Annotated in this window: 11 protein-coding genes and 1 tRNA gene; 10 read left to right on the forward strand and 2 right to left on the reverse strand. The window is 68.4% G+C overall.

Going from position 1 to position 11627, the window contains the following annotated elements; all coding sequences use genetic code 11:
- Positions 1 to 131 precede the first annotated feature (131 nt).
- Positions 132 to 214, reverse strand: a tRNA-Leu gene (locus M3195_RS11455).
- 112 nt (positions 215 to 326) lie between these two features.
- Between M3195_RS11455 and M3195_RS11460 the strand changes: the two genes are divergently transcribed.
- The gene (locus M3195_RS11460; protein ID WP_251587613.1) at positions 327 to 1622 is read left to right on the forward strand and encodes a M20/M25/M40 family metallo-hydrolase; all 1296 of its coding nucleotides are present in this window, start codon (positions 327 to 329) and stop codon (positions 1620 to 1622) included.
- 51 nt (positions 1623 to 1673) lie between these two features.
- The gene (locus tag M3195_RS11465; protein ID WP_251587615.1) at positions 1674 to 2498 is read left to right on the forward strand and encodes an undecaprenyl-diphosphate phosphatase; all 825 of its coding nucleotides are present in this window, start codon (positions 1674 to 1676) and stop codon (positions 2496 to 2498) included.
- A 10-nt stretch (positions 2499 to 2508) separates the two neighbouring features.
- On the opposite strand, the gene M3195_RS11470 is transcribed toward M3195_RS11465, so the two are convergent.
- Positions 2509 to 3357, reverse strand: coding sequence for a PAC2 family protein (locus M3195_RS11470; RefSeq protein WP_251587617.1), 849 nt, complete (start codon positions 3355 to 3357; stop codon positions 2509 to 2511).
- A gap of 90 nt (positions 3358 to 3447) precedes the next feature.
- Here M3195_RS11470 and M3195_RS11475 point away from each other — a divergent pair, with 90 nt between their 5' ends.
- From M3195_RS11475 to M3195_RS11510, 8 genes are read left to right on the forward strand one after another with little or no spacing between them, the layout of a single operon-like run.
- The gene (locus M3195_RS11475; RefSeq protein WP_308211587.1) at positions 3448 to 4128 is read left to right on the forward strand and encodes an HAD family hydrolase; all 681 of its coding nucleotides are present in this window, start codon (positions 3448 to 3450) and stop codon (positions 4126 to 4128) included.
- Complete coding sequence (locus tag M3195_RS11480; protein ID WP_251587618.1) at positions 4125 to 5144, forward strand: tRNA (adenine-N1)-methyltransferase; 1020 nt, start codon at positions 4125 to 4127, stop codon at positions 5142 to 5144. Before M3195_RS11475 ends, M3195_RS11480 begins: the two co-directional genes overlap by 4 nt.
- Positions 5145 to 5154: 10 nt before the next feature.
- On the forward strand, positions 5155 to 6069 hold the full coding sequence (locus tag M3195_RS11485) for a hypothetical protein (RefSeq protein ID WP_251587619.1): 915 nt from the start codon (positions 5155 to 5157) through the stop codon (positions 6067 to 6069).
- On the forward strand, positions 6069 to 7061 hold the full coding sequence (locus M3195_RS11490) for a helix-turn-helix transcriptional regulator (RefSeq protein WP_251587621.1): 993 nt from the start codon (positions 6069 to 6071) through the stop codon (positions 7059 to 7061). Before M3195_RS11485 ends, M3195_RS11490 begins: the two co-directional genes overlap by 1 nt.
- Positions 7058 to 8047 (forward strand): helix-turn-helix transcriptional regulator, encoded by a 990-nt coding sequence (locus tag M3195_RS11495; protein ID WP_251587622.1) that lies wholly within the window; start codon positions 7058 to 7060, stop codon positions 8045 to 8047. The genes M3195_RS11490 and M3195_RS11495 overlap by 4 nt, the downstream gene beginning before the upstream one ends.
- Positions 8048 to 8073: 26 nt before the next feature.
- A complete protein-coding gene (tatA, locus tag M3195_RS11500) occupies positions 8074 to 8337 on the forward strand; it encodes a Sec-independent protein translocase subunit TatA (RefSeq protein ID WP_143740755.1) in 264 nt (87 codons plus the stop codon).
- Between the two features lie 54 nt (positions 8338 to 8391).
- Positions 8392 to 9150: a twin-arginine translocase subunit TatC gene (gene tatC, locus M3195_RS11505; RefSeq protein WP_251588247.1), complete on the forward strand. Its 759-nt coding sequence runs from the start codon at positions 8392 to 8394 to the stop codon at positions 9148 to 9150.
- A complete protein-coding gene (locus M3195_RS11510; RefSeq protein WP_251587626.1) occupies positions 9147 to 11621 on the forward strand; it encodes a DEAD/DEAH box helicase in 2475 nt (824 codons plus the stop codon). Before tatC ends, M3195_RS11510 begins: the two co-directional genes overlap by 4 nt.
- The last annotated feature ends 6 nt before the right edge of the window (positions 11622 to 11627 follow it).

The following is an 11627-nucleotide window of genomic DNA, read 5'->3' on the forward strand; positions in this document are numbered from 1 at the left end:
ATCAGCCTCGGCACCGGCGAGCTCCTCGCCGAATACACCCTCGACCCCACCAAGAACTACCAACGAAAAAACGGCTGAACCCCCGAAACCGGGGGTTCAGCCGTTCACGATGTCCTGAGACATCACATCTGTGCGCGGAGGGGGACTTGAACCCCCACGCCCTTACGGGCACTACGACCTCAACGTAGCGCGTCTACCATTCCGCCACCCGCGCGGGTGTTGGATGTTCGTTGCCGAACGAAGATTTACATTAGCACGCACCTCGATGCACTCAGAAACCGGGGCCGTCGCCCGGGCGCGCCTCGTCGCTTCGATAGCCTGGAGCGATGACCGAGCAGTCCCTCCCCGAAGTCGTGCGCGTGGCCCGAGACCTGATCCGCTTCGACACGTCGAACTTCGGAGGCGGAGACGCCAAGGGGGAGCGCGAGGCGGCGGAGTACGTCGGGAACTACCTGACGGAGCTCGGACTCGAGGTGGAGTACTACGAACCGATCCCGCGACGCACGAACGTGATGGCCAGGGTCCCGGGGCGCGACCGCAGCAAGGCCGCTCTCGTGGTGCACGGTCACCTCGACGTCGTGCCGGCGATGCCCGAGGACTGGACCGTCGACCCGTTCGCGGGTGTCGTTCAGGACGGGATGCTCTGGGGACGAGGCGCCGTCGACATGAAGAACATGGATGCCATGATCCTCACCGCCGTCGCCGACATCCTGCGCGCCGGCGAGCAGCCCGAGCGCGACCTCGTGCTGGCGTTCTTCGCCGACGAGGAGAACGGCGGTGTGGAGGGCTCCGCGCTCGTCGTGCGCGACCGACCGGAGTGGTTCGAGGGCGCGACCGAGGCGATCAGCGAGGTCGGCGGCTACTCGATCTCCGTCGACGACCGTCGCGCGTACCTGCTTCAGGTGGGCGAGAAGGCGCTGATCTGGATCCGACTCGTGGCCAAGGGTCGCGCGGGGCACGGGAGCCGCCTGCACGACGACAACGCGGTCACGAAGCTCGCCGAGGCGGTCGCGGCGATCGGTCGCACGCGGTGGCCCGTGCGTCTCACACCGACCACGGAGGCATTGCTGCAGGGGCTGAGCGACCTCACGGGGCGTCCGGTCGACGACCCAGACGCGCTGGCCGCTGCGGCGGGTCCCGCCGAGGCATTCCTGCGCTCGACCTTCCGCACGACGACGAACCCGACCGCGCTGAGCGCCGGATACAAGCACAACGTCATCCCGGAGCGTGCCGAGGCGCTGATCGACGTTCGCGTCATCCCCGGTACCGAAGACGACGTGCTCCGCGAGTTGCAGCAGATCGTGGGCGACGAGATCGAGATCCAGACGGTCGTGCGCGACATCGGCATGGAGACCCCGTTCGAGGGCGACCTGGTCGATGCGATGGTGACCAGTCTGGGGCGACACGACCCCGGCGTCCCCGTCATCCCGTACCTCCTCGGCGCAGGGACCGACAACAAGGCGCTCGCGTACCTGGGTATCACCGGGTACGGCTTCGCTCCGCTGCGGCTGCCGGCCGACCTCGACTTCACGGGCATGTTCCACGGGGTCGACGAGCGTGTGCCCGTAGAATCGCTTGTCTTCGGTCAGCGGGTGCTGGCCGATCTGCTGCGCACGTACTGAGCGCTCCCTCCGCGCGACCGCGCCGCTCCCGAACACCCCGAAGGCTCCTCCATGCACCTGCTCGAAGCGCTCATCCTCGGCCTCGTGCAGGGACTCACCGAGTTCCTGCCCATCTCCTCGAGTGCGCACCTGCGCATCCTCGGCACGTTCCTGCCGTCCGGTGAGGACCCCGGCGCGGCGTTCACCGCCATCACGCAGATCGGCACCGAGGCCGCGGTGGTGGTGTTCTTCTGGCGCGACATCGTGCGCATCATCCGCCAGTGGTTCCGCTCGCTGATCGGCAGGGCTCCGAAGAGCGACCCCGATGCGCGCATGGGCTGGATGATCATCATCGGCAGCATCCCCATCGTCGTGCTGGGTCTGCTGTTCCAGGATCAGATCGAAACGGTGTTGCGGTCGATGTGGATCGTCGCGATCATGCTCATCGTGTTCGGCATCCTGCTCGGCGTGGCCGACTACGTCGGGTCCAAACGACGCAAGCTGGACGACCTCACATTCCCGCACGGCGTCGCCTACGGATTCGCTCAGGCGCTCGCGCTGATCCCGGGAGTCTCGCGCTCGGGCGGCACGATCACGATGGGTCTCTTCCTCGGTTACGAGCGGGCGGCTGCCGCACGCTACGCATTCCTGCTCGCCATCCCGGCGGTCTTCGGAAGCGGCTTCTACCAGGTCTTCAAGAGCTGGGACCAGCCGTCGTTCTTCTCGTTCGGCGACACGCTCGCGGCGACCGGCGTCGCGTTCGTCGTAGCCCTCGCGGTGATCGCGTTCTTCATGAACTACATCTCGAAGCGCAGCTTCCTGCCCTTCGTGATCTACCGCATCCTGCTCGGATCCGTGCTGCTGGTCCTCCTCGGCCTCGGCGTGATCCCCGCCTGATCCGAGGCGCTCAGCCCTTGCGGTCCGCGGGTCCGTCGCCCCGGCGCTTCAGGTAGCGCTCGAAGGCCTGAGCGATCGCATCGCCGGAGGCGTCAGGCGAGTCCCATGTGTCGCGGGTGCGCTCGAGCTGCCTGATGTACTCCGTCATGTCCTCATCGTCCGCCGCGGCCGCGTCGATCGACGCCTCCCACGCGGCGGCCTCGGTGCGCAGGTGGTCGCGGGGGACGTCCACGCCGGTGAGCTCCTCGAGGCGGTCGAGCAGCGCGAGGGTGACCTTCGGCGACGGGGTCGCCGACGCGACGTAGTGCGGCACGCTCGCCCACAGGCTCGCGGTCGGGATGCCGGAGGTCTCGGCGAAGTGCTCGAAGACGCTGAGGATGCCGACGGGCCCCTCGTACTGCGACCGCTCGAGGCCGTGCGCCTCGCGCACCTGCTCGTTCTGGCTGGAGGCGAAGATCGAGATCGGACGGGTGTGCGGCACGTCGGAGAGCATCGCCCCGAGGGTGACGAGTCCGGTGATGTCGTCTCGGAGCGCGACGTCCATGAACTCGGAGGCGAACGCCTGCCAGGTGCGAGCGGGCTCGACCCCGGTGAGGATCCACAGCTCGGGGCCGGGACCCGGATCGCGCGGACGCCACAGCCCGGCCTCGGGCCAGGTCAGCTGACGGCGTCCCTCGGCGTCGATCTTCGTGGCCGGCCGCGTGTACTGGTAGTCGAAGTACAGCTCGGGGTCGATCGAGTGCACGAGGTCGTATTCGTTCTCGGCGCGCAGAGCGGCGATGGCGCCGCTCGCGGCTTCGCCCGCGTCGTTCCAGCCATCGAAGGCGGCGATGATGATGCGAGAACCCAGAACATCCATCGTGGTCTCCCCTCGTGGTTCCGGATCGATGTCTACCCAGGCTAGTCCGACCGGACAGGGGGAGGGCGGCGCCACGGCTAACATGGACCGGTGAGCAGACAGCCCCGCGCGATCCTCTGGGACATGGACGGAACCCTCGTCGACACCGAGCCGTACTGGATGGCAGCGGAGACGGCGCTCGTCGAATCCTTCGGCGGAAGCTGGAGCCACGAGCAGGCACTGCAGCTCGTCGGCAACGGTCTGATCGACAGCGCGGTGATCCTGCAGAACGCCGGGGTCGACATGGAGGCCGACGCGATCATCTCGCTCCTCACGGACGGGGTGCAGGAGGCGCTGCGCGTGCAGGGGGTGCCGTTCCGTCCGGGTGCCCGCGAGCTGCTCCTCGACCTGAAGTCCGCCGGCATCATGACCGGCCTCGTGACCATGTCTCTGCGCCGCATGGCCCTCAGCGTGGTCGAGCTCATCGAGTTCGACGCGTTCGACATCGTGGTCGCGGGCGACGACGTGTCGAACCCGAAGCCCCATCCCGAGCCCTACCTGCACGCCGCCTCGCTGCTCGAGGTCGACATCGTCGACACCCTCGTGATCGAGGACTCGCCGACGGGTCTCCGCGCAGGTCTCGCCTCCGGCGCCGTCACCCTGGGCGTCCCGCACATCGTCTCGCTCGACCATGTGGGCGCTCACGAACTGTGGCCGACCCTCCAGGACCGCACCGCCGCCGACCTCGTCGAGCTCTTCGACCGCAAGGCGATGACAGGAGCCACCCGATGAGCCAGGCCTCCGCACACCGGCCGAGCGGACCGTTCCGCGAGGGGGACCGGGTTCAGCTGACCGGCCCGAAGGGCCGCCTGCACACCGTCACGCTCCGTGAGGACGGCGAGCTGCACACGCACCACGGCGTGCTGCGTCACCGCGATCTTATCGGCCTGCCGGACGGCTCGGTCGTCGCGAACAGCTCCGGTCACGAGTACCTCGCCCTGCGCCCGCTGCTCCGCGACTTCGCGATGTCGATGCCCCGCGGCGCGGCGATCGTGTACCCGAAGGATGCCGCGCAGATCGTCATGCAGGCCGATGTGTTCCCCGGAGCCGTGGTCGTCGAGGCCGGTGTGGGCTCGGGCGCTCTGTCGCTCTCGCTGCTGCGGGCGATCGGCCCGGCGGGACGCCTCGTGTCGTTCGAGCGCCGCGACGACTTCGCCGAGGTCGCGCGGGGCAATGTGGAGACCTTCTTCGGCGAGACCCCGTCGACGTGGAGCGTGGTCGTCGGCGACCTCGCCGAGGCGCTGCCCGCCGAGTTCGAGCCGGGAACCGTCGACCGCGTGGTTCTCGACATGCTCGCCCCGTGGGAGTGCATGGACGTCGTCGCGGATGCGCTGACCCCGGGTGGCGTCGTGCTCTGCTACGTCGCCACCGCGACACAGCTCTCGCGCGTCGCCGAGTACATCCGTGGCACGGGTCTGTTCACCGATCCCGACGCCTCCGAGACGATGGTGCGCGGCTGGCACGTCGAAGGGCTCGCCGTGCGTCCGGATCACCGCATGGTCGCGCACACCGGATTCCTCCTCACCGCCCGGCGTCTCGCTCCCGGAGCGGTCGCGCCGTCGGTCAAGCGCCGCGCATCGAAGAGCAGCTACGGCGACGAGGACGTCGAGCTCTGGACGCCCGGGGCGGTGGGCGATCGTGAGATCACCGACAAGAACCTCCGCAAGCGCGCGAGGGAAGCGGCCAGGGCCGCGGAGGGCGCGCGTCTCGCCGCCGCATCGCGCGAATCGGAGCCCCCGACGGAATAGACTGGAGCGCGTGCGTAAAACGTCCGCCGTTCTGGCCACCCTCAGCCTCGCCGCGCTCGCTCTGACCGGGTGCGCGTCCGCCCCGTCGTTCGCGGGGGAGACCTGCGACCGTGCCGCGGACTCGAGCGCGATCCTCGATTCCGTGAACGTCGACGGAGAGCTGGGCGCGAAGCCCGATGTCGAGGTGTTCGGCCCGGTGAAGGCGTCGAACACGTCGTTCGCCGACGCGGTCGTCGGCGACGGCCGCACTCTCGAGTCGACGTCTCAGCCGTTCGTCCTCGACCTGACGTTCTTCGCGGGCGACAGCGGCAAGCCCCTCTACGAGACCGAGTACAACGACGACCTGAGCCGCGTCCACAGCATCTCGTACTGGTCGCAGAGGTCGGCGGGGCTCGAGAAGGTCCTGGAGTGCGCGACGGGCGGCAGCCGCGTCGTGGCTGTCCTGACGCCGGAGGACTTCGGTCAGGCGAACGTCGAGGCGTTCGGTCTCGACGACGACGAGAACGTGGTCGCCGTCATCGACGTGCTCGACGTGTCGCTCGCCCGCGCCGAGGGTGCGCCCCAGTTCAACGACGCTCAGGGCATGCCCACCGTCGTGCGCGCCCCGGACGGCACGCCGGGAGTGATCGTCCCCGACAGCCCTGCGCCGAAGAAGTCGGTCACCCAGACCCTCATCAAGGGAGACGGCGCTGTCGTCGAGAAGGGTCAGACGATCATCACGAACCTCACGGCGGTCGGTTGGGACGACAAGAAGGTCGCGACGAGCACCTGGGGCTCCGAGCCGAACATCGGCCCGGCGGCCAACGAGCTCGTCGGCGCCACGGTCGGCTCCCAGCTGCTGGTCGTCGTACCAGAGGCCGACGGCAACAAGGCGACGGCGATCGTCGTCGACATCCTGGGGATCGTCCCAACCCCGGAGCAGTGATGGCGGCCCGTATTCCCGCGGAGGAGCGCCTGACGAACCTCGTCGTGGCGCTCATGGCCACGGAGATCGGGCTCACGAAGCAGCAGATCCTCGACAACGTCTCGGGCTACCGCCAGCGCGCTGATGCCGGCGCGCGCTCGGACGCGCTCGAGAAGATGTTCGAACGCGATAAGGACGAACTCCGCTCGCTCGGCGTGCCCGTGGAGACGCTGGGAGACCAGTCCGACCCGAACGACCTCCGCGAGGCTCGCTACCGCATCCCTCAGGCGGAATACGACCTGCCGGGCGACATCGAGTTCACCCCGGCCGAGCTCGCCGTGCTGCGGCTCGCGGGCAGCGTCTGGAGCGCGGAGTCGGCGTCCGGCGACGCCCAGGCCGGCGTGCGCAAGATCCGAGCACTGGGGATCGATGGCGACGAGCCGATCATCGGCTTCGCACCGCGGATCACGGCCCGCGACGTGGCGTTCCCGGTCCTTCAAGAGGCGATCGAGAAGAGCCGCGTCGTCGTGTTCGATTATCTGAAGCCGGGGGAGGACGCGCCGCGGCGACGCAGCATCCGTCCCCTCGCCCTGGTCGATTACGAGGCGCGCTGGCACGTCTTCGGGATCGACGTCGCGATCGAGGAGGACCGCATGTTCCTGCTCAGCCGCATCGTCGGCAAGGTGAAGATTACGACGACCTCGTTCGACCCGTCTCTTCGGGATGGGGCGGGGGAGCGGGCCCTGTCGGGACTCGAGGCTGTCGCCGCCGAAAATTCCGCGCTGCTCGAGGTGACGCCGGGTACCGAGGCCTCCCTGCGGCTCGGCCGTCGGGCCACGCCGGCCACCCAGGGGATCCGGGTCCCGTTCGTTGATCTGCACATCCTCGCCGACGAGCTCGCCTCATACGGGCCCGAGGTCCGCGTCGTCGAGCCCGCGCCGCTGCGCGAAGCTGTCATCGCCCGGCTCACCGCCGTGGTCGAGGCCAACACGGACGCGGAGGGCGGCCGATGAGCGCACAGGCGAAGCCGCTGCTCGCTGCGGATCGCGTGCGGGTGTACCTGACGCTCGTCCCGTACCTGCTCGAGCACGGTCAGGTCTCGCTGCAGGAAGCGGCGACGGAGTTCGGGGTGACTCCGAACGAGATGCGCCAGATGGTCGAGAAGCTCACCGTGATCGGCCTTCCGGGCGACTCGGGCTACTGGCAGCAGCCGCAGGAGATGTTCGACATCAACTGGGACCTCCTCGACGAGGAGGACGTCATCGAGATCACGAACGACGTCGCGCTGCGTCGGGTGCCGAGGTTCACGGCTCGCGAGGCGGCGGCCCTGCTCGCCGGTCTGCAGATGGTCGCAGCCGTTCCCGCGGTGTCGGACTCCGGCCTCGTGACCGGTCTGATCTCCAAGCTGTCCCGCGGTGCCGCCGATGCGCCGGCCGAGGTCGTCGTCGCACCCAGCGCCGTCGACGAGGTGCGACGGGTCGTCTCCCAGGGGGTCCGCGACGGCGTCGCCGTCTCGTTCACTTATCAGGCGCCCGATGCCGCCCCGACCACCCGCACCGTGGATCCCGTGCAGGTGCTGATCACCAACGCCCAGTGGTACCTGCAGGGCTGGTGCCACATGCGCAAGGCGATGCGGACGTTCCACCTCGACCGCGTCAGTGATGCACGCCTCACCGACATCCCGATCACACATGCCGGCGATCACGTCCCCGAGGCGTTCGCCGCGGCCGCGGACGAGGGTGAGGTGCGGGTGCGCATCCCCGAGCGCATCGCCCCACTGCTGCGTGGATTCCTCACCGGCGACGAGGTCGAAGCGAAGGACGGTGTGGTCACGGCCCGGTTGCATCTCGCCGACCCGCGCGGCATCAAACGCCTCGCCGCCCGGTTCGGCGGCGTCATGGAGGTCATCGAGCCGGGCGTAGCCCGCACGGCCGCGCGCGAGTGGGCCGCGGCCGGACTCGCGCTGTATGGCCACCCGGATGACGCTGACGCCGGTTAGACTGGGGAAAACGACGAAGGAGAATCATGGGCGCTTTCGGTTGGCCACATCTGCTGATCATCCTCGCCGTCATCCTGCTGCTTTTCGGCGCTGCGAAGCTGCCGGCGCTCGCCAAGAGCCTCGGGCAGTCGGCCCGCGTGTTCAAGGGCGAGATGAAGGCGATGAAGAGCGACGACGCCGGTGACGCGACGGAGCCCGCGGCGACCGCCGCTCCTGCTCCGAAGGCATCGGTGACGGAGAACACGGTGATCCGCGACGCGGACCCGGGTCAGCCGCCTCGATCCGCATAGGTCGTGTCGGCACTCGAATCCGCCGATCAGGAGACTCCCGGTCGCGATAGGCGGATGTCTCTGGGCGCGCACCTGATCGAGCTGCGCAAGCGCCTGGTCATCGCCGCGGCCGCACTGGTGGTCGGCATGATCGCCGCATTCATCGTGACCGGACCGATCATCGATCTTCTGTCCATCCCCATCCGGACCATCGCGGAGGAAGCCGGCCGCGAGTACACCGGGCTCAACTTCACGACCGTCACGAGCGGCTTCGACCTGCGTATGCGGATCGCCTTCGCGATCGGCCTCCTCATCTCGGCCCCGGTCTGGCTCTGGCAGGTCTGGGCCTTCGTGATGCCTGGTCTCACCAAGAAGGAGACGCAGTACACCTGGGGGTTCCTGGGCGCTGCGATCCCGCTGTTCTTCGGCGGGTGCACCGTCGCGTTCTTCGTGCTGCCGCACGTCATCGAGATCATGGCGTCGTTCGTCCCCACGGGGATGGCGCAGTTCTACGACTATTCCGGCTACTACGACTTCGTCTTCAAGTTCCTGCTCGTCGTCGGCATCGCATTCGTCCTGCCCGTGTTCCTCGTCGCGTTGAACCTCGCGGGTGTCATCTCGGGTCGCGAGATCCTCAAGGGATGGCGCGTTGCCGTGCTCGTGTGCACCATCTTCGCCGCTGTGACGACCCCGCCCGCAGACGTCTTCTCGATGCTCCTCCTGATGGCATCCATGATCGTGCTCTACTTCGCCGCGACGTTCATCTCCATGCTGTTCGATCGACGCAAGCGCAAGCTCGCGAGAGCAGCCGGTATCGACCCGGCCACCGCATGAGCTCGCCCGCCGAGCGCTTCGCCGCCGCGCGAGAGGCCAGAGGTCACCCGCAGACGACTGCTTTCGCGGCCCGTCAGCGGTTCGATCTCGACCCGTTCCAGGTCGAGGGATGCCATGCGCTCGAGCGAGGCCACAGCGTGCTCGTCGCCGCTCCGACGGGTGCCGGGAAGACCATCGTCGGTGAGTTCGCGATCCACCTCGCGATGCAGACCGCGCGCGACAAGGCGTTCTACACGACGCCGATGAAGGCCCTGTCGAACCAGAAGTTCCGGGAGCTCGTCGACGTGTACGGGCCCGACGACGTGGGGCTGCTGACGGGCGACACCAACATCAACGGCAACGCGCGGATCGTCGTGATGACGACCGAGGTGCTGCGCAACATGATCTACGCGGATTCCGCAGCGCTGCGCGACCTCCGCTACGTCGTCATGGACGAGGTGCACTACCTCGCCGACCGCTTCCGCGGCGCTGTCTGGGAAGAGGTCATCATCCACCTGCCGTCGCACGTGCGACTGGTGTCGCTCAGCGCGACCGTGTCGAACGCCGAGGAGTTCGGCGACTGGCTCGACACGGTTCGCGGTGACACCGAGGTGATCGTCTCGGAGATCCGCCCCGTGCCGCTCGAGCAGCACGTGCTCGTGCGCGACGACCTGCTCCCGCTCTTCGACGACCGGGCAGGGCTCGCGACAGCGCAGGTGAACCAGGAGCTGATGCGCATCCGCTCCTTCACCGGCTCGCACTACGAGCAGAACCGCGAAGCGCAGTCCTATCGGAGCAACCGTCACGCCGGTCGGCAGGCCCAGCGTCCGCCGCGCGGCGGGCGGCGACCGGTGCGCTCCGCGAACGTGCGTCGCATCGAGCGGATGGACCGTCCGGATGTCGTGCGGTTGCTCGAACGGTCGAACCTGCTGCCCGCGATCTTCTTCATCTTCAGCCGCGTCGGATGCGACGCGGCCGTGCAGCAGGTGCGTCGGTCGGGGCTGCGGCTGACGTCGACCGAGGAGCGGGCGGAGATCCGCTCGATCGTCGAGGAGCGCACCCGCACGCTGCAGGAGGAGGACCTCGGCGTCCTCGGGTACTGGGAGTGGCTCGACAATCTGGAGCGGGGAGTGGCAGCCCACCACGCGGGGCTGCTGCCCGCGTTCAAGGAGGTGGTCGAGGAGCTCTTCCAACGCAAGCTCGTGAAGGCCGTCTTCGCGACGGAGACGCTGGCGCTCGGTATCAACATGCCCGCCCGCACCGTCGTCCTGGAGAAGATGGAGAAGTTCAACGGCGAGGCGCGGGTCGCGATCACGTCGGGGGAGTACACGCAGCTCACCGGTCGGGCGGGTCGGCGCGGCATCGACGTCGAGGGTCATGCCGTCGTCCAATGGACCGAGGGAATGGATCCGCAGGCCGTCGCGGCGCTCGCGTCTCGACGAACCTACCCCCTCAACTCCAGTTTCCGTCCGACGTACAACATGGCCGTGAACCTCATCGACCTCTTCGGTCGGGAGCGTGCGCGCGAGGTCCTCGAGTCGTCGTTCGCCCAGTTCCAGGCGGACCGGGCCGTGGTGGGTCTCGCGCGGAAGGTGCGTGAGGCGGAGGAGTCGCTCGAGGGATATCGCTCGGCGATGGTCTGCGACCACGGCGACTTCATGGAGTACGCCGCGATGCGCCGGGAGCTGAGCGACCTCGAGAAGAAGAACCGGCAGGACTCGAACTCGCCGCGAGTGGCGCGCGAGAAGCGGATGAAGCAGATCCAGTCCCTGCGCACGCGGATGCAGCGGCACGGATGCCATCGTTGCCCCGACCGGGAGAAGCACGCGCGCTGGGCCGAGCGCTACTGGAAGCTCAAGCGCGAGACGGACCGGACACGACGTCAGATCGAGAATCGGACAGGCACGGTCGCTCGCGTCTTCGACAGGGTCAGCGAGGTGCTCGAGACGCTCGACTACCTCCGTCGCGAAGACGGCGAGACGCGACTGACGGATGCCGGACGCACGATGCGACGAATCTACGGCGAGCGCGACCTGCTCATCGCCGAGTCGCTCCGTCAGGGACTGTGGAAGGGCCTCGACGCCCCGTCGCTCGCAGCGATGGCCTGCTGTCTCGTGTACGAGCCGCGCCGCGACGAGGCGAACTCGGGCGAGCGTGGCCTCCCGCGCGGGGCCTTCCGCGCAGCCTACGAGCGCACGACGACGCTGTGGGCCGAGCTGGACGACCTCGAGAAGGAGCACCACCTGCCCGGCACCGAGCCGCTCGCCCCGGGTCTCGCCGGCGCGATGCACGCCTGGGCGCGCGGCGGCAGCCTCGATCGGGTCCTGATCGATGCCGACATGGCCGCCGGTGATTTCGTGCGATGGGCGAAGCAGACGATCGATCTGCTCGACCAGCTGTCGATCGTGGCCGAGGACGGAACCCTTGCACGGAACGCGCGCGCGGCGCTCGACGGAGTACGCCGCGGTATCGTGGCGTACTCGTCGATGTGAGCACGG

It is taken from the genome of Microbacterium hydrocarbonoxydans (genome assembly GCF_023715885.1).
Taxonomy (GTDB): domain Bacteria; phylum Actinomycetota; class Actinomycetes; order Actinomycetales; family Microbacteriaceae; genus Microbacterium; species Microbacterium hydrocarbonoxydans_C.

Excerpts from the sequence above, each read along its gene's own strand:
- M3195_RS11470 (WP_251587617.1), bottom strand. The coding sequence starts at position 3,357 with ATGGATGTTCTGGGTTCTCGCATCATCATCGCCGCCTTCGATGGCTGG.
- tatC (WP_251588247.1), top strand. The coding sequence starts at position 8,392 with ATGTCTCTGGGCGCGCACCTGATCGAGCTGCGCAAGCGCCTGGTCATC.
- M3195_RS11465 (WP_251587615.1), top strand. The coding sequence starts at position 1,674 with ATGCACCTGCTCGAAGCGCTCATCCTCGGCCTCGTGCAGGGACTCACC.
- M3195_RS11510 (WP_251587626.1), top strand. The coding sequence starts at position 9,147 with ATGAGCTCGCCCGCCGAGCGCTTCGCCGCCGCGCGAGAGGCCAGAGGT.
- M3195_RS11460 (WP_251587613.1), top strand. The coding sequence starts at position 327 with ATGACCGAGCAGTCCCTCCCCGAAGTCGTGCGCGTGGCCCGAGACCTG.
- M3195_RS11480 (WP_251587618.1), top strand. The coding sequence starts at position 4,125 with ATGAGCCAGGCCTCCGCACACCGGCCGAGCGGACCGTTCCGCGAGGGG.
- tatA (WP_143740755.1), top strand. The coding sequence starts at position 8,074 with ATGGGCGCTTTCGGTTGGCCACATCTGCTGATCATCCTCGCCGTCATC.
- M3195_RS11495 (WP_251587622.1), top strand. The coding sequence starts at position 7,058 with ATGAGCGCACAGGCGAAGCCGCTGCTCGCTGCGGATCGCGTGCGGGTG.
- M3195_RS11490 (WP_251587621.1), top strand. The coding sequence starts at position 6,069 with ATGGCGGCCCGTATTCCCGCGGAGGAGCGCCTGACGAACCTCGTCGTG.